17 protein-coding genes and 1 pseudogene are annotated in these 17,609 nt (G+C 36.7%); all 18 read right to left on the reverse strand.

Annotated features, from left to right (window positions below):
- Positions 1-1,483: 1,483 nt before the first annotated feature.
- Positions 1,484-2,410, reverse strand: a complete 927-nt coding sequence (locus GKZ87_16040; GenBank protein ID QSI26888.1) for a hypothetical protein — start codon at positions 2,408-2,410, stop codon at positions 1,484-1,486.
- 195 nt (positions 2,411-2,605) lie between these two features.
- Positions 2,606-3,577: a DUF3991 domain-containing protein gene (locus GKZ87_16045; protein QSI26889.1), complete on the reverse strand. Its 972-nt coding sequence runs from the start codon at positions 3,575-3,577 to the stop codon at positions 2,606-2,608.
- Positions 3,574-4,071, reverse strand: a complete 498-nt coding sequence (locus tag GKZ87_16050) for a hypothetical protein (protein ID QSI26890.1) — start codon at positions 4,069-4,071, stop codon at positions 3,574-3,576. The genes GKZ87_16045 and GKZ87_16050 overlap by 4 nt, the downstream gene beginning before the upstream one ends.
- A gap of 24 nt (positions 4,072-4,095) precedes the next feature.
- Positions 4,096-5,100, reverse strand: coding sequence for a phosphoadenosine phosphosulfate reductase family protein (locus GKZ87_16055; protein QSI26891.1), 1,005 nt, complete (start codon positions 5,098-5,100; stop codon positions 4,096-4,098).
- Between the two features lie 343 nt (positions 5,101-5,443).
- Positions 5,444-5,842, reverse strand: a complete 399-nt coding sequence (locus tag GKZ87_16060) for a hypothetical protein (GenBank protein ID QSI26892.1) — start codon at positions 5,840-5,842, stop codon at positions 5,444-5,446.
- Positions 5,829-6,197, reverse strand: coding sequence for a hypothetical protein (locus tag GKZ87_16065; GenBank protein ID QSI26893.1), 369 nt, complete (start codon positions 6,195-6,197; stop codon positions 5,829-5,831). Before GKZ87_16065 ends, GKZ87_16060 begins: the two co-directional genes overlap by 14 nt.
- A gap of 2 nt (positions 6,198-6,199) precedes the next feature.
- Positions 6,200-6,406, reverse strand: a complete 207-nt coding sequence (locus tag GKZ87_16070; GenBank protein QSI26894.1) for a hypothetical protein — start codon at positions 6,404-6,406, stop codon at positions 6,200-6,202.
- A gap of 1 nt (position 6,407) precedes the next feature.
- Positions 6,408-7,118, reverse strand: coding sequence for a hypothetical protein (locus GKZ87_16075; GenBank protein ID QSI26895.1), 711 nt, complete (start codon positions 7,116-7,118; stop codon positions 6,408-6,410).
- 1 nt (position 7,119) lies between these two features.
- Entirely contained in the window at positions 7,120-7,980 is an 861-nt protein-coding gene (locus GKZ87_16080) for an AAA family ATPase (protein ID QSI26896.1), read from the reverse strand.
- Positions 7,952-8,557, reverse strand: coding sequence for a hypothetical protein (locus GKZ87_16085; protein ID QSI26897.1), 606 nt, complete (start codon positions 8,555-8,557; stop codon positions 7,952-7,954). Before GKZ87_16085 ends, GKZ87_16080 begins: the two co-directional genes overlap by 29 nt.
- A 181-nt stretch (positions 8,558-8,738) precedes the next feature.
- A pseudogene (gene asnB / locus GKZ87_16090) lies at positions 8,739-9,908 on the reverse strand (asparagine synthase (glutamine-hydrolyzing)).
- Between the two features lie 92 nt (positions 9,909-10,000).
- On the reverse strand, positions 10,001-10,825 hold the full coding sequence (gene amrS, locus GKZ87_16095; protein QSI27993.1) for an AmmeMemoRadiSam system radical SAM enzyme: 825 nt from the start codon (positions 10,823-10,825) through the stop codon (positions 10,001-10,003).
- Entirely contained in the window at positions 10,809-12,128 is a 1,320-nt protein-coding gene (gene amrA, locus GKZ87_16100; GenBank protein QSI26898.1) for an AmmeMemoRadiSam system protein A, read from the reverse strand. Before amrA ends, amrS begins: the two co-directional genes overlap by 17 nt.
- 173 nt (positions 12,129-12,301) lie before the next feature.
- The gene (locus GKZ87_16105) at positions 12,302-13,273 is read right to left on the reverse strand and encodes an MreB/Mrl family cell shape determining protein (protein ID QSI26899.1); all 972 of its coding nucleotides are present in this window, start codon (positions 13,271-13,273) and stop codon (positions 12,302-12,304) included.
- Between the two features lie 171 nt (positions 13,274-13,444).
- The gene (locus GKZ87_16110; protein ID QSI26900.1) at positions 13,445-13,825 is read right to left on the reverse strand and encodes a hypothetical protein; all 381 of its coding nucleotides are present in this window, start codon (positions 13,823-13,825) and stop codon (positions 13,445-13,447) included.
- A 304-nt stretch (positions 13,826-14,129) separates the two neighbouring features.
- The gene (locus GKZ87_16115; protein ID QSI26901.1) at positions 14,130-15,062 is read right to left on the reverse strand and encodes an Rpn family recombination-promoting nuclease/putative transposase; all 933 of its coding nucleotides are present in this window, start codon (positions 15,060-15,062) and stop codon (positions 14,130-14,132) included.
- A gap of 578 nt (positions 15,063-15,640) precedes the next feature.
- On the reverse strand, positions 15,641-16,642 hold the full coding sequence (locus tag GKZ87_16120; GenBank protein QSI26902.1) for a GGGtGRT protein: 1,002 nt from the start codon (positions 16,640-16,642) through the stop codon (positions 15,641-15,643).
- Positions 16,643-16,653: 11 nt separating this feature from the next.
- On the reverse strand, positions 16,654-17,346 hold the full coding sequence (locus tag GKZ87_16125; protein ID QSI26903.1) for a hypothetical protein: 693 nt from the start codon (positions 17,344-17,346) through the stop codon (positions 16,654-16,656).
- Between the last annotated feature and the right edge of the window lie 263 nt (positions 17,347-17,609).

The following is a 17,609-nucleotide window of genomic DNA, read 5'->3' on the forward strand; positions in this document are numbered from 1 at the left end:
CAATGTCGCATCTCCAAGTGGATTGTTACCATTCACGGAATCATGTTTATAGATACGTAATGATGCAGTAACTCGCTTATTTTCAATTTCCTTTTGGATAGTTTCTTGATCTTTGTGAACACTAAAATATACTTTGCTCGTATTTTGTGTATATTGATCAGGAGCTAGTTTTTCAGTGAAGAAATAATCTCCATACCTTAGCCATCCACTTTCCGCAACGCCATTGGCATTCGTTTTAACTGTTTGTACAAAGGTTCCTGAAGTAGTATATATATCAAATTCAGCATTAGAAGTAGATACATTCACATGAGTATCTGCATCTTTTTTCTGAATTTTGACTTTTCCTACCTTATAGCGATTATTAGCTTGAAATGCCACTGTATCATTAGCGATAACTTTTAATGATCTAATAGTATTATCTAATACATAAGGCGCAGGTACTTCTACTTCTTGTACATAAACTGTTTTAGGTTTCAATTTCTGAACGAGTACAGTGCCATCATTACCAGTTGTAAACGTACCAATTGGATCGGACATATCTGCATTATAAGAAAGCTTAAACTTTGTGTTTGGAACGCTAACTCCATCTTCATTGAGTTTAGCAATATTCATATTTCCAAATTTATTTACTTTTACTCTAATATTGACAATACTAGGGTCAGAAACTTTAATTACTGCGACATCTTGTCCATCATCAGCAGAAGATCTATATGCTATTGAAGTACCAACGCAACTTTCAAGTTCTTTTTGCAGTGATATCGTGATGTTATCAGGGGTGTTTTCATTTGGGGTGATAATCAAATTATTTCCACTGATTTTCACATCTGCTCCAGCATTAGACTTAACGTGAAATTCATTTAACACACCTTTTGTATCAGAAATTGTTAAACTTTCTCCTAGATCAATTTCATAATTCCCACTGGCAAAAGAGGGAACAAGAGTATGACGATCAATTTTATGTTGCACATTAGCTTTTAGAGAATTATAACGACTACCAAAATCGCCATACCATTCGTCAATGTTAGCGCCGACTGCCTCCCATACCATGTATTGGGTAACTGCATAATCATCATTTGTTTTATTACTCGTATCCCAGCCATAATAGACTATCCTAGAGAGGGTACGTTGTAGCGAAATAGGAATGTCATCATTTTTACTATATGTACCACCTAAGCCCAATGTCATAGGCTCTATACAAAAAGCTATTTCTCCGTTGACAGATATTTTACCAATTCCCATTTTCCAATATGCCCAGCTACCACCTTGACTTAATTTAGCACCTGTTCCTGATATAGTTCCTAAATTTGTAGGTGTATACGTTGTCGCATAAATCGTTATTCCAGTATTAGTGAATGCACACAATAAGCACAGCCATATTAAAGCGATTCTTTTAGCTAATTTTTTTATACAATTCATGTGTATGCTCCTTTCAATTTGGCATAAAAAAACACTCGGCTAAGATTTACCAAGTGTCTATAATTATTTAATTCTGTTTTTCAAAATCAACTGTCCATCCTTCACCACCACATTGATCATGTACAAGATACACACCATATAAATATCCTTCGGGTGTATTATTCATTCCCCAAGTATTCGCTTCATCCCATGTTCGGCTTACATGTCCACTATTACCAATTTGTTTCCATTGAGTTGCATCACAAGCAGGAGGTTGTGGTTCAGTAGGCTTAGGTTGTGTTGGTGTATTAGATTGACTTTGCTGTGATTGAGAATTATTTGATTGTGTATTACCTGATTGAGTATTCTTAGATGTTGTTGTAGAAGAATTACTTTCCTGTTTCTTCTGCTCTACAATACCAGCATCAGAGTCTTTAGATACGATTGTAACTTTAAAATCTTTTGAACTTTCATTACCAGCTTTATCCTTAGCGGTAACCGTTAAGATATAATCGCCAGCAGTATCATAGTCAATATCGCCACTGATTTTAAATTCATTGATAACCCCATCTGCAATATCAGTCACTGTTACATTACTTTTTAGATCATATTTACTACCAATATCCAATTCAATATGATCATCAGCTAGTTTTATGCTTGGGGCAGTAGTATCAACTATTGATATCTCAAGCGGAATTTCTTTACTATATCCTTGTGATGAAACTTTATAGACAACTTTAATTTTACCTACCTTGCTAGTATCTAGCTGATTCTTGGGTACAAGCACATCACCGTAACTATCTGAAATGAAAGACTTATAATCAACATCCTCAGAACCACATTCCACTGATACATCTTCAACCCAAGTAATAGATAATTTATCTAAAATACTTTGCTTATAATCTTGTTCCATCTTATACCATATTCCTATACCTAAAGCTGATATTACTAAAATAACAATTAAACTAACATATAAAATTTTCTTTTTGCCATACTTCTGTACTATGCTATTCATTGGTATACCCCCTCTTTCTATATATAAACTCTATTAAAGAGTATGTATATTGATATATTCTTGTGTGTTATCCCCACATATATATTATACCATATTTTAGGCATTTTTTAAACATGAAAGAGGCAAATAGACCTTTAAATAAAGGCTTTTATGATGTTTTGTGGCAGTGTTTCTAAAGAATAACAACCCTTGAAATTATGGGTAATCTAAGTCATTCTCATAATCTAAATTGCATTCATTTTGTAAATCAAGATTGTGATCCTTTGATTTAGATAATAGGGGATCAATAATAATATCAGGATGCTTTTCTTTACAATATAGTTTAAACTTATCTAAATTAAGCAGACCTTTCTCATCATTATCTAAAGCTGGTCTTACTACTTTCACATTTCTCATTCTTTGTATATAATTAAATTCAAATGATTTTATAAATGATCCAGCTCCTGACATAAGCAACCAATTAAAATCATGATAATCAATATTTTTGTTTATCATTTTTGTCATAATAGACATACCGTCAATAATTGCTTCACAACAAATAAGTACATCTGAACTATTGTCTATGAATAAGCCTACCTCTTTGAAACTACTTGCTAAATCTCTTTTATAGACTAACTCATGCTCTGTACCAGTAGAACGTGAAAAACCAAAAGCTGGCTTATTGTTATAATAACCAACAAAAATACAATTTCTATACTCATCCTGATATAAATAGTTTTTGTTAATAAATTCCATGATTACGGGTAAAGCGATTTTCCTTTTTTCATATAAATATCCAATAATAGCATTATTATTTCTCGCTCTTTTGGGTAATGGAATCCCTGATGACAAATCTTTTTTTATTGGATTCGGAAGAATAATATTATCTTGTATGACCGCACCATGTTCACGGTAATACCTGTATAAATGCTCTATTGCATTCATTAGGTTAGTATTATCCATTTCCATAATGAAATTAACCAAATTTCCTCCTGTATATTTTGAAAAACTACAATAAGTATTATCAGGATATATCATAATACTGCTACCATCACCTGATATACCTTTTTCACCAGCAAAAGACCAATACTTTGATTTTTTCACGGGTTTTAATCCATACTCATGTTGGGCAAATTCTTGTATAGGAATTGATCGAGCGATTTCACCGATCGTAACATTCTTTTTCATAATTTTATTCCTGAATTTATATAATTGACATGATTATGAATACCATTTGATATTATAATCTTATTCTTGGATAACGTTATAAGATTTTGAAAATTGAATTTATTGATTTCTATTTTCAATATCTTCATATCATCCTTAGTCCATGAAAATAAATCACAATCTAGTACAGAAACACTTTTCTTGTCTTTACACACATACAATAGTAATTGCTGTAAATGTCTAGGTAATGCTGTAAATTTCACATTTGCTTTTAATTTTGACACTAATTTGCTATTCATTTTATTTTTGATAAAATGATAAAGGGTTTCAGAATAGACGAATCCGCTACTATCCAAAATGTATAAGCCTGTAGCACATACTTCATCATTCGTAATTACACTGTAATTGATATCAATAAATAATTTATCTACAATATCATATATATCATCTATTTTACAATTATGTATCAATAGTATATCATCAGCAACTTTGATAACTCTTGTTGTATTTTTCATGAAAACCTCTCTTTCTTTGTTTGATTAAAAGAGTGATGGTTGAAAACTTTTGTACTTATTAGCTTTTTTAGGTCTATATAGTAATAAAGATTCATATCGCATTTTACCATATAGATGCTCCCACTTCTGCTTTCTTTTTTCCTCGTACATAGTATCAAAGGGTAAGCATACATTTTGAGCAATATAAACATCTTGCATCCAATTCATTGCAACCATGTATCTGTTTGGTTCATATTCATTTAATTTTTTTAGATCATCCGCCAAATGCAATGAAAATGGACATAAAAAACACCCTGTACGTTTATACCCATACATTGTATAGGCATTAGACAAGGGTGTCGCATATTTCTGTATAAACTGTTCTATATCATTATCTGTCCAATCAATAATTGGCATCTTGATAATTAGATTTTTTCTATAGGCTGTACATAATTTACCGCCATTTTTAAGTCTTTGAGATGCGTTTAATTCTCTTGCACCTCCTTCAGCTATGCGCAGTCCAGTTATGTATCCTTTCATTAAGTTTTGCTTTGCAAAATCTTCAAATGGTCTTTTTTTCAAATACTTACAACATTTCTCTGATACTTTTATATTAAAATCAGGATGAAGTAAATGCATATCTTTATTGGCTAAGCGTGTTTTAGTAAATTTACTATTGACACCAACCAACAAGTCTAAAGCTGTTTGGTCTTTTCTTGCTTGCCATCGAAATAAATTTTCACTCTTTAACTTTGATTTCATTGGTTTGCCATAATTTGTTATAATCCAAGGAAACAACTTATTTGGATCAGGTCTTATTACCACTGTATTAGGATAATAGTTTTCAGATATATGTGAAACAAAATTATTAGTAGCATTAAGCTCTAATCCTGTATTACAATATATGGCTGGTATTGCGTTGATAGGTAAGGTATATATATCTTGGCACATTTTGATTAAGGCAAGAACTACCATACTATCTTTACCGCCTGAGAATGATAAGTAGCATTTTCCACCTGTTTCATAGTATAGAGACTCTATTCGCTCCATCGCAACTACTATTTTCCTATTTAGATCATTGTTTATTTTATCGCCTCACTTTCTTAATACAGATAATAGTTTTTATGTTGGTAGTCTAATATGAATCAAAGTTTCACCTCCTTGGAATGTAAAAAGGGCATTGCTCAAATGAGATATGCCCTTTACTTCCATACTAATATATTACTATCATTCGATGGGGAATGAAACTGACAGTTTCATTTTCAAACATCAATCAAAATATGATGAAATATTGATTATTACAGGTCAATATTAACCCTATTTTATCATTCATTAGTAACTTAGAAGTAAAACGTTGTCATAAATATCATTCAAAATATCATTCAAAATTTTATCAATCTATATACTCGACGATATCCAAATTCACAGCTAAACAGAATAAAGCTTCTTTATAGCTCTTTGTAAATCCATGAATTTGTTTTTTTAAATCACTGATATCATGATTTTTAATATAGATTTCAGTTATGATATATCTTTGCTTATAGGGAAGTTTGCTAATTGCATTTAAAGTATCTTTAATTAACTTTATTTCCTGATCACTTGCTACTATTTTATTTATGACTTGTTTTTCATAATCACTATTATTGTTATCAGGCAATTTTATTATACCTGTATTTGATCTAAACTTATTTTGCACTAGATAGTCCTGTGACAGAATTAAGTTTCTGAATCGTTCTAATATCAAATTTATTTTTAAGATAGTTAAGTCACGATCAATTTTATTGTATCTCATAAAACACCGCCTCTCCTAATAATAAAGCTAAATTGATATGTGCTTTACGTAACAATCTATGTACATTTGTATTAGACACGTATTCTTTGGTTTCCTCTATAGTGTACTTCATCACATATATACTATAGATTATTTCAGCTTGGATTGCTGGTATTTTATCTAAAGCACATGTAATAGTTGTAACATACTCTATTTCTCCAGCACTTGCATTTTCATCATTTACAATAAGACGATTACACCATAATGGATTACGCATATCAATACTATATCTGCCTGATTGCATGATAATAGCATAAATGTTCAAACGTTCCTTTATGTTTTTTATTGTCTTTTTGTTATTGATTTCTGCTAACATAACTAATTTTTAATTGGCGTAGAAATACGAATTTCATTGATTGTTGCATATAGAATTTCAATGAGTGTGTTGCGATTTATGATTTCTCCTTCGATCATGATTTCAAAGGTAGTTTTAAGACTATCAAATACAAGTACTAAATCGCTGTTTAAAACAATGTTTGTCTCATCATTTTCTCTTGTGATAGCTAAAATCGTTACATCTTCCATTTTAATTTTCTCCTTTTTCTATGTTTTTTAACAATGTTATAACATGGGCAATTTGTTGAGTTGCTCCACCATTACATTCATTTTCTGCAATCTCCAATAATTTCTCGATTTGCTTAATGGTCTTAGATAACATGGTTTCAAAGCTGATCTTTTGTGGTTCTCTTTCCTTTTTTTCTTTAGGCTCTTGACCCTCAGCTTTAGCGATCCAGTTGGATGCAGTTCTACCTTTCTTGTGTATCATTCTTCCAACCCATTCTCTTTTTTCACCTTTAGGTCGTAAACCATTTGCTTTGAAATACTCATATCTTTTTAATACAAGTCTAGTGAATTCAATCATTTCATTTTCATTCATATCTCTTGTATCATTTGCTCTATTGATTTGTTCGTATTCCATCAAGGCATTATCTGATTTCGTTAAAATATAACAGGGGACTGCATCTTCATACTCTCTATCATTAAATAGATAGGTTTCATCTTTAGCAAAGATTTTTGATATGGCGGTGTATCTTCGTTCACCACTTATCAAAGTAAAAGTACCATCATCATTCTTGTAAACTGATAATGGTACTAATAAGCCTGAAACTTGAATGTCTAATACAAGCGTATCTATATCTATAATTGGGTTATCATTTAAAGGATTTTTTTTGATCTTATCAATTTCAATATCCTTTATAATCATGCCCTTGGATGCTTCATTAAGAACAAAGCCCATATTATTCTCTAGTTAGGATATCCAAGATTTCTGTGGCAAGTCTTTTGTAATCATGACCAACATTGTATTGTTTACTATAATCAACAACTAAATCATGTTTCAATGACAGTTTAGTTATAGGTTTTGCTTGATATCGAATCTTTGTTGATAAGACCATACCTTGAAACAGGGGATCACTCTCGATATCAGCAATTTTTTCTTTATCGTCATTATTACGATTGACCATTGTAAACAGGATTTTTAAATCAATTCTGCGATCATAATTATCCTCTAAAGCAATATCGTCTATATATTGGCGCAAAGAATATAACCCTGTTATGCTACCGTCATCTGTTTTGCTAGGTGCTAGTATCATATCGGCTGATAAACAGATGTTAAGGAACATTAAATCCTCACTGTTATGACAATCAATAATACAGATGTCATAATCATTTTTAAATCTTTTGAGAACCTTAGATAAACGCTTTGTTTGCTCCATTTTACCTAACTGGATACGTATAAATGCTTCTTTAAGCTTATTTTCATGAGTACCAATCAGATCAATACCACATTTTGTATGTATAAGACATTCATTACAATAACGATCAAGTTCAGATTTTGTATCAATGGTTATTAGATTATCCATGCCGATAATCACATCCTTATCATCAATAAAATAACGAGTGCAGTCTGCTTGCTCGTTATAGTCAATAAGTAATACTCTCATGCCAAGTAAATTTAATCCTTGGCTCAAATTAACAGCAGTTACCGTTTTTCCGACACCGCCTTTTCTTTGATAAATTGCAATAGTTTTCATTTTTTTAGCTCCTTTCTCATCTCCTCTCAAAGTGAATCTATAATTCTTCTTCATCCTCATTTTCATCAAATTCTTGCTCAGTAATATCCAAGTCCATATTCTGCTGATTTGCTAAATTTCTTAATTGTCTAACTGCACCATATGATAAGTAATTCAAACCTTGAGGTGTTTCAGTACCTTGAATAGCCTCATTATTAACAACACGAATCAGTTGTAATAGTTCCTCAAATGATAATGATTTCAAATGGTTTGTGATTGTATCAAAATATGGATTACTCGATTTTTTTATGCTGTCACTGTAATTCATGTGAGTATTAAGACAGGATTCAGATTTTGCATAAATGATATTGAGATCCTCAAGTACTTTCATAGCTGTCCTTACCTCGTTTGGGATAAGTCTTGCTATATTTCTTTGTGAAGTATTGCTCCAGATTAGATTTTGGATTTCACAAGTTTTAATGTAGTCCCACATGAATAACTCATCTATAGAAAGAGTGTTCAAATCTTCTAGCGTAAGATTATGTGTTTTGAGAAAATCATATCCGTATTCTTTTTCATAATATTCATTGTTCACGATAAGCTTTATTAGACTATCTTTTATATCATCTAGCTCAACTCGTGGTGGTTTTACTATTTTTTGCATTTTTTCCTCCTTGTATAAGAAAAGGGTTGCCATATAGACAACCCAAGACAAAGAACAACATTAACTATTTTTATTTACTTTTTCTCAATAGAACCTTTATTTTAAAGCAATGTAGATATTGTCAAACAAATATTATTCAAAATCGTATGTATAGGATTTTAGAGGGTCACATTTGAACATCGAACCACGGATATCCCCCGAATATTTCATCTGCACATTCTCCCGATAAAGCAACTGTACAATACTTGCGTATTTCCTTACAGAACAGCAGTAAGGAGCTGTCCACATCCGCCATACCGGGTAAATCTCTGGCATCCACTGCCGTATACAGAGCATCTACCAGATCCTCGGTCTTTAACACGATGTTATGATGCTCACTCTGCAGAAAATCCTGCATGACTGCTATATAATGCTGATCGGAATTGGGTTGAAATTTTGTAGCGTGAAAGTATTTCTCATTATCCTCATAATTTACCGAAAAGGTATGCAGCGTTTTTCCCTGCTTTTTAAATTCCCGCGCTGCCACTGCAGATATAATACTGGAATCCAGGCCGCCTGATAAAAAGGTTGCGACATCTACATCGGCAACCAGCTGCCGCCGTATAGCATCCAGTACGAGGTCATGGACGGTTTGTACCGTTGTTTCAAAATCATCCGTATGTGCTATATCCTGTAAATGATAATAGGTAGTCAATCGCATTCCCTGATGATCATACCATGCATATTGTCCTGGCTTTACCTCACGTATATTATGAAATACACCATATCCTGGAGTTCTTCCAGGCCCTATGAGCATAATTTCCGCTATGCCATCCGCATGTAAAACAGGGTCGATGCATGGATGTGCCAGCAGCGTTTTGATTTCTGAAGCAAAGATCATCGCTCCATCCTGCAGCGTGTAAAATAACGGCTTTACGCCCATGCGATCCCGTGCCATAAACAAGCGGCGCTCTTTGTTATCCCATACGGCAAATGCAAAAATACCATTCAGCTTTTCAACCACGTTCTCCTTCCATTCAATAAACGCCTGCAGCAATACCTCTGTATCACTTGTTTCCTGAAAGCTGTATCCCCTTTCCTTCAGTTCTCTGCGTAACTCCTCTGTATTATACAGCTCTCCATTATAGACCATGATGTAGCGTGGATTTCCTTTTAGCTGCATTGGCTGTATCCCATGCTCTATATCCATAACGCTCAATCTCGCATGAAGCAGTGTTACCGATACATCAGTATACGTATGCTGCTGATCCGGACCTCTGCGCTTCATCGTTTGCATCATCGCCTCTACCGCCTGCAGATTTCTATACGTAAGACGATTCTCTCCATCTACAATACCTGCAATACCACACATATTATATCCTCCTTAAAAAAGGGGTTCTCCCCGTTACAGAAGAACACCCTTGTTCCATAGTAGTATATGCGATTTTTCTGTATTGTTTCCTGTCAGATGTTTCCAGCATAGACATGCTTCAGCCATTTGGATGCCACTTTTACGGCACGAAAGAGCAGCTCTTTGTCCGTGGCAGCTTCCTGCTGCATATGATAGCGCGGGAAAAACCGTGTCAAATGCAGCGGTATTTCCGGATTCAGTGAAGCAAGCCATACAGCCTCCTGCTCTATCAACTTCAAATCATCATGAATCCCCGGCACCATGAGGGAAGTAATTTCCACATGAATCCTTTGACTGGCAAGCTCCACAAAGCGCAGAACTGTTTTAAAATCGCCCTGCAGCCTTCTGTATCCGTCTTCACGAAATGCCTTGATATCAATATTCATGGCATCAACATATGGAAGAAGCTCGAGCAGCTTTGCTTCCTTGATACAGCCGTTGGTGACAATCACATTTTTCAGTCCATACCGATGTGCAAGTCTGCAGGTATCAAGGACTAATTCAAAATTGATCAGCGGCTCATTATACGTATAGGCAATACCGATATTTCCCTGCGGTTTTAGTTGGAGTGCAAGATCGACAATTTCCTGCGGCTGCATGAGCTTCACAAAAGGAGCATCTGAATGCATGGATATCTCATGATTCTGGCAGAAGGGACAACGCATATTGCAGCCCATACTGCCAATGGACAAAATCTGTGCTCCAGGATAAAAGTGACGAAGCGGCTTTTTTTCAACCGGATCCAGTGCCATCGAGGATATTTTTCCATAGGTGGTGGATACAGGCTTTCCTTCTTTCAGCGTTCTGACACCGCAGAATCCCGTTTGTCCCTCCTGCAGCTGACAGGCATGCGGACACAGATCACATACGGTCTTCATGATGCCGTACGACTTCAAACCGCTCCAGCATAAACGGTTCATCCGGATCCATTCCAGCCTTGTTTAAAGCAATACGTATCTGCTGCAACGGCGTGTTCACACCCTCCAGATCAGGAAGCAGTAAGCCACGGCGATGTTCATCACTGACGATAACACCATAACGCTTTACATCCAGTTCCTCCAGACTTTCAATCTGTTCAGCTTCCTTCAGCACATCCACACTATACTCCAGATATTGCAGCTCCTTTTCTTCCACCGGCATAAAGCGGGGATCTCTTGTACCAGCAGATATAGCATTGGAAATTATCTCCTGTGCCAGATTCTCCTGAACCGGTGCAATCGTTCCGATACAGCCACGAAGCTCCCCGAATTTTTTCAGAGATACAAAGACGCCTCCCCGCCGTTGAAGCAATTCTTTTGGCAGGGTGCTGCGTACTGGCAGCACGGTTTGTGAACGGATGTATACCTCCAGAGATTCTCTGGCAAGCGCTACATATGGATCCTTTTTCATCACACTGATAATGGCCGTCGCATAGCCGACTCCAAAAGGGCCCTCATAGGATAGGAACTGGGAATCAATCGGATATGCCTGCAATACACCGTACAGCATTAGAAATGCAGGATAGCCGCAATTTGCACTTTCTTCAACAATCTCCTCGTCCATATCGAGCAGCCGGGCATAATCGTTATCCTTTATGATGCTTACAATCTGTTCATCAAACACCGCTCCCAAAGGATGTAAGCCATACGGCCCATCCTCCTTCAGTTTATGCGACAGATCACCACTCGCAATGACAGCCACATTACGCTGTGATTCATCAATTACTCTGCGTAAACAATCACCAAACAGCACCTGCGTATTGCGATCCAGTCCACTGACAGAAATGCGTACCAATCGAAAATCCGTATACTCCTGAAGAATAAAATGCAGCGGTACCATCGTACCATGATCCAGGGTCTGATTCTGTTCTCCCAGTGTACCGGCAGGCAATCCCTGTGCAGCGGCGGCATTGCACAGCATATCCACAAAATCCTCATCATACAAAACCTTCATGTCAGAATCCTCTACACCGAAGGCTTCAAAATTCCCATAGGCCTGTGCACCCTGAGAAATCTGTATATAATCCCGATAACATGGTGCATGCGGTGAAAATATAATAATGGTCTGCGGCTTTGTCGCTGCTATATCATGCGCAATCATACGATAGGCATTCACCGTATTCTGAATACTGCGTTCCTGTCCCTTTCCAACTTCCGGCAGAATGATTGGAGGATGCGGAACAATATATGCTTTCTTTAACATCGTATCACTTCCTTTATCTTCATTATACACATTCTTGCCTTCTTTTTAAACCTCTCCATGGAAATATACAGCACCGTTAAACTGTCTCATCCATATACAAACAATATATCGTCTGTCTACCTCTCCATACGAAAAAGAGAACCGCAAGGTATGCGATTCCCGTTATATCAATGTTATAAATTCTGAAGCATGATCGTACAGCCGTCAACAACACATTTCAATGCATTTTCCGCAACATAAACAGGAATCTGAAGCTCATTGCGCATAAGCTGATCCAGATTTTTCAATAAGGCACCGCCACCTGTCAGTACCAGACCATGCTGAACAATATCCGCAGCCAGCTCTGGCGGAGTAACCTCCAAAATCGTTTTTGTAGCGTGTACGATTTCCTGCAAACTGCTTCTTATGTAGCTTTCCACTTCATTACTGTTTATTTCAATGGAATGCGGAAGTCCTGTTTCCACATCACGTCCGGAAATCGTGATTGTTTCCGGTTCCTTTACAACGAGTGCATTGGCGATTCTCCGCTTAATTTCATCCGCTGTCTGTTCACCGATATACATTTTCTTCTGTATACGTACATTTTCCAGAATATCCTGTGTAATTTTATTACCTGCTGTTTTAATCGAAGTCGAACAGACGATATCCCCAAGGGAAAGTACAGCGATATCACTGGTACCTCCACCAATATCCAATACCATGTTTCCACTCGCTTTCCCAATATCCAAACCGGCACCAAGCGCAGCAACCTTTGGTTCCTCCTCCAGATACACCTTTTTGGCACCTGCACGGTAAGCACAGTCACGAATTGCATTTTTCTCTACAGATGTAATCTTTGTTGGATGGCAGATTAAAATTACATTTTTCTTAAACATCCCTTTCAGGTCGCATTTCTTCAAAAAATAATTCAGCATCATATCGGTTGCTTCAAAATCCGCAACGACCCCATCCTTCAAAGGACGGATACAGATCATATTTTTTGGAGTTCGTCCCAGCATATCTCTTGCATCAAGACCTGCTGCGATACATTTTTTTGTTGAGGCATCTACTGTAATGATGGAAGGTTCATCCACCAGGATTCCTTTGTTATCTACACAAATCAATAAATTTGTCGTTCCCAAGTCAATTCCAATTTTTCTTGCCATGTTTAACCTTCTTTCATATCATGCATTGTCGAATTTCCAATAATAATATACCATTTCTTACCAGTAAAAGCAAAGAAACACGAATCTTTTTGATAAATTTTTACTTTTACAGACTGAAGCCATGATTATATGGTTCAGTATACCCGTATAAAAGTCCTGCAACCCCGTAAATTAACCGGAATATATGGTGAATATTGGCAACAGCATAAAGGCCAGCCATATGAGAAGCTGCAGAATACCGAAATATATCAGATAGCGTTCAACGGGTTTTCCAATACGGTAAGATTTCATCATAGAGATTACAAGCACGGGTGCCGGAATAATCATAACAGATATCCCTATTGTTATAAGGCTGACAGGAATAGTGGAGGTAGCATACAGACTGCATAAAAATGCAGCATTCACGCTAACTAGAAAAATCTGGTGGAGCATAATGGACGCATTGCGCTTGCTTCTTGAAAACGCCGAAGCATAAACAGGTATTTTAAACAAAAGTGGTAAAAATACGACGAATTGAAAAATGGATGCCAGTTCCCCCTCCGCAAAGCTCATATTCACTCCTCCTAGTCACAAAATCAATACGGCTGTCTTATAGCTGTAAGCCGCTGTCATCTGATGCTATATCATAAAAATGTAATGTTTTGAATCATATATTTTTATGAGCATAGCGCTCCTGTCTACAACTTATCACTCTTTATGAGCCTATGTCAATAATAAAATACGACGATGATTTCAGAATGTATATATGATATGGGATATGATAAGGTTTAAAAGCGATTTATCCATTGATAATAAGAAACTGCCTTATAGATAGGGATTTCCTATAAAGCAGCTCTTAAAAAATGTTTAAATCTAATTATTCATCCATTTCTGTTATTTTCTGTTTTAAATCACTGAGTGTATCGCAGGTAAACAGCTGTTCTGATATCGAAATGAGCTGTTCTGATGTAAGCGTCTTTAACCATTCTGTGGCATCCTCATGATATTTTTTCTCAATCTGACGTTTCAGAAGCAACCGTTCTCCTTGCTCAAGTCCTTGCTCAAGCCCTTTTTCAAGGCCCTCTTTATAGCTGTCATTCAGACCATTGCGATAACGTGCTTCTCCCATCTGAATTGCCATCGCCGTTGACCATAGCTTTTCATTTTTCTGCATTTCCTTGTACTTTTCCATAAACACTTTCACCAGCCTTTCCTTCGTTTTTAGTATAGCATCATTTTCATTATTTTCAAATAGGAAGCATAACTGCTCAAAGTCATTCAATTTCAAAATTCCCTGCTTTCTTACCAGCTCATTGATTACCGGCAGATGTATGTAGCTGCGTTTTATCAGTGCCTTTTTATTCTCCACCTCTCCCTTTTCGGTACGCATTTGGTAATGATTCATCAGATTTTGATTATTCCATGGATATTCATCAATGAAAATTATCTGATGTACAGGCTTCAACAGCTCATATTTCTCCCCGCTGTTTAACTGATCATTCAGCGCTCTTGCCCCATAAAATTCAAAACGCTTCAACTCTGTTTCAGAAAACGTAGTCTGCATTTCGATATAAAACAGCTGATTATTTTCATCCTTTACGTGGACATCCAAAATAATCTTTTTCTTTCCGATGGTCTTGGGATCCAGGTTAGGATTCATAACCGTACTTTCCTTAACCCGTATCCCGGTCACACGTTCGATAATGGTGTTGCGTGCAAAGATGGAGCCTTCATCCTCACGAGAGAGGGTGTACTTGAAGAACAAATCGTTGCGGTAATTCAATACATCTTCTGGTTGTTTTCTTGTCATTTGACATTTCCTCGTTTCTGCAAGGTTATTCCTTACACTCTTATATACGAAAAGAAATGTTGTAATTCCTAAAATATTTTAAAATTTCTCCATTTTTATTAAATCATAGCCAGGTATTAGATAATTTTGAAATATCTATTTGCTTACTGTTGTAAGATATGGTAGCTTACCTGTAAGGAATTAATCATGTATGACGGATTATGGTTCTGTAAACAAGAAGCTCATTCTTTATATTTCGGATGATCAGATTCAAATAATTCACTTCTGCAGCATACATGATTGAAATATAATGACGTTATAATTCGATATAAGAAAAAAAAACCATGGAAATCTGGTTTCATATTGAAAAATTACCTTTAGAGGACTTCCCTTGAACAAAATAGAATGTTGGATAAACATAAAAAAGGAGGACTTAGACTATCGCAAATGAAATGACAGTTTAAATCTTCCTTTTACTTATTGAAGGCAGTGTAGGAATATGAGTATAGGAATAATGTAGGAACAACCTACACTTATCTGTTTTCTCCCACATCTAACTACACTCGAAAAGCCTTTATTTATCGTGTTTTAACGTTTATTTATTTGTTCATTGCTTCAGAAACAGCTACAGCTACAGCTACGCTGGCACCAACCATTGGGTTATTACCCATACCGATCAGACCCATCATTTCTACGTGAGCAGGAACAGAAGAAGATCCGGCAAACTGTGCATCAGAGTGCATACGTCCCATTGTGTCAGTCATACCATAAGAAGCAGGACCAGCAGCCATGTTATCTGGATGCAGCGTACGTCCGGTACCACCACCACTTGCTACAGAGAAGTATTTCTTGCCCTGTTCGATACATTCTTTCTTGTATGTACCTGCAACCGGGTGCTGGAAACGTGTTGGGTTTGTAGAGTTACCGGTGATGGAAACATCTACTCCCTCATGATGCATTACTGCAACACCTTCACGAACATCATCCACACCATAGCAGTTAACAGCAGCTCTTTCTCCCTGAGAATAAGCCGTTCTGGACAGTTCCTTAAGTTCTCCTGTGAAATAATCAAACTGAGTTTCCACATAAGTAAATCCGTTAATACGGGAGATAATCTTTGCAGCATCCTTTCCCAGACCGTTCAGGATAACACGCAGCGGTTCTTTACGAGCCTTGTTTGCATTACGGGCAATACCGATAGCACCCTCAGCAGCAGCAAAGCTTTCGTGTCCTGCAAGGAATGCAAAGCACTTTGTTTCATCGCTCAGTAGCATAGCAGCCAGGTTACCATGTCCGATACCAACCTTACGGTCATCAGCAACGGATCCAGGAATACAGAAGCTCTGCAGACCTTCACCCAGTGATTTCGCTACTTCATATGCGCTCTTATCGCCCTTCTTAATAGCGATTGCAGCACCAGCGATATAAGCCCAGCAAGCGTTCTCGAAACAGATTGGCTGGATTTCCTTAACGATGTTGTATACATCTACACCTAAATCGTCACACAGTTTTTTTGCTTCTTCGATAGAAGAAATACCATATGAGTTTAAAACTTTATTGATCGTATCAATACGTCTTTCGTAACTTTCAAATAATGCCATGATTTTTCCTCCTATTCGTGTCGCGGGTCGATGTACTTAACAGCATCTGCGTAACGACCGTATGTTTTCTTAGCGTTGTTTAAAGCTTCTTCAGCGTTTACACCCTTCTTGACAGCATCCATGAAGACACCCATGTTCACATATTCGTAACCGATGATTTCTCCATTTTCGTCAAGACCCATTTTCAGAATATATCCTTCTGCAAGATCCAGGTAACGAGGGCCTTTTACCTTTGTAGAGTAAACAGTACCAACCTGAGAACGTGTTCCCTTACCTAAGTCCTCCAGACCAGCTCCTACAGGAAGTCCGTTTTCAGAGAATGCAGACTGTGTACGTCCATAGACGATCTGTAAGAACAGTTCGCGCATAGCTGTGTTGATAGCGTCACAAACAAGGTCAGTATTCACTGCTTCCAGCAGTGTCTTTCCTACGATTGCTTCACTTGCCATAGCAGCGGAGTGTGTCATACCGGAGCATCCGATTGTTTCAATCAGAGCCTCCTCAATAATACCTTCTTTTACGTTTAATGTCAGTTTGCAGGCACCCTGCTGAGGAGCACACCAGCCAATACCGTGTGTCAAACCAGAGATGTCTTTGATTTCTCTTGAATAAACCCATTTTCCTTCTTCAGGAATAGGTGCACACCCATGGCTCGCACCACACTTTACAGTGCACATGTTTTCAACTTCTTTTGAATAAATCATGTCATTTCTCCTTTCTCATAATCCATGATAGATTTACTTTTATGCCACCTTCCCTCACAGGAAAGCTGTAGCTGTTTCTGCAATGTCATCTCCTCTATCAAACAACAGTTGCAAGAGCGGATATGTACCGTTTTCTTATTCGTGCATTATTTCACAAGAAATCGTTACCCACCATTTAATTGTAATTCTTTTCCATGGTTATGTCAATGCTTACCATAGCTTTTAGCCTATATATAAACAATAAAATTACATTTTCAAAACGT

It is taken from the genome of Erysipelotrichaceae bacterium 66202529 (genome assembly GCA_017161075.1).
Taxonomy (GTDB): Bacteria; Bacillota_I; Bacilli_A; order Erysipelotrichales; family Erysipelotrichaceae; genus Clostridium_AQ.

Bases quoted from the DNA above. Each gene is read 5' to 3' on its own strand.
- GKZ87_16070 (QSI26894.1), bottom strand. From the start codon at position 6,406: ATGGAAGATGTAACGATTTTAGCTATCACAAGAGAAAATGATGAGACA.
- amrS (QSI27993.1), bottom strand. From the start codon at position 10,825: ATGAAGACCGTATGTGATCTGTGTCCGCATGCCTGTCAGCTGCAGGAG.
- GKZ87_16120 (QSI26902.1), bottom strand. From the start codon at position 16,642: ATGGCATTATTTGAAAGTTACGAAAGACGTATTGATACGATCAATAAA.
- GKZ87_16045 (QSI26889.1), bottom strand. From the start codon at position 3,577: ATGAAAAAGAATGTTACGATCGGTGAAATCGCTCGATCAATTCCTATA.
- GKZ87_16055 (QSI26891.1), bottom strand. From the start codon at position 5,100: ATGGAGCGAATAGAGTCTCTATACTATGAAACAGGTGGAAAATGCTAC.
- GKZ87_16115 (QSI26901.1), bottom strand. From the start codon at position 15,062: ATGACAAGAAAACAACCAGAAGATGTATTGAATTACCGCAACGATTTG.
- GKZ87_16050 (QSI26890.1), bottom strand. From the start codon at position 4,071: ATGAAAAATACAACAAGAGTTATCAAAGTTGCTGATGATATACTATTG.
- GKZ87_16105 (QSI26899.1), bottom strand. From the start codon at position 13,273: ATGGCAAGAAAAATTGGAATTGACTTGGGAACGACAAATTTATTGATT.
- amrA (QSI26898.1), bottom strand. From the start codon at position 12,128: ATGTTAAAGAAAGCATATATTGTTCCGCATCCTCCAATCATTCTGCCG.
- GKZ87_16040 (QSI26888.1), bottom strand. From the start codon at position 2,410: ATGAATAGCATAGTACAGAAGTATGGCAAAAAGAAAATTTTATATGTT.
- GKZ87_16085 (QSI26897.1), bottom strand. From the start codon at position 8,557: ATGCAAAAAATAGTAAAACCACCACGAGTTGAGCTAGATGATATAAAA.
- GKZ87_16075 (QSI26895.1), bottom strand. From the start codon at position 7,118: ATGGGCTTTGTTCTTAATGAAGCATCCAAGGGCATGATTATAAAGGAT.
- GKZ87_16080 (QSI26896.1), bottom strand. From the start codon at position 7,980: ATGAAAATGAGGATGAAGAAGAATTATAGATTCACTTTGAGAGGAGAT.
- GKZ87_16110 (QSI26900.1), bottom strand. From the start codon at position 13,825: ATGAGCTTTGCGGAGGGGGAACTGGCATCCATTTTTCAATTCGTCGTA.
- GKZ87_16060 (QSI26892.1), bottom strand. From the start codon at position 5,842: ATGAGATACAATAAAATTGATCGTGACTTAACTATCTTAAAAATAAAT.
- GKZ87_16065 (QSI26893.1), bottom strand. From the start codon at position 6,197: ATGTTAGCAGAAATCAATAACAAAAAGACAATAAAAAACATAAAGGAA.
- GKZ87_16125 (QSI26903.1), bottom strand. From the start codon at position 17,346: ATGATTTATTCAAAAGAAGTTGAAAACATGTGCACTGTAAAGTGTGGT.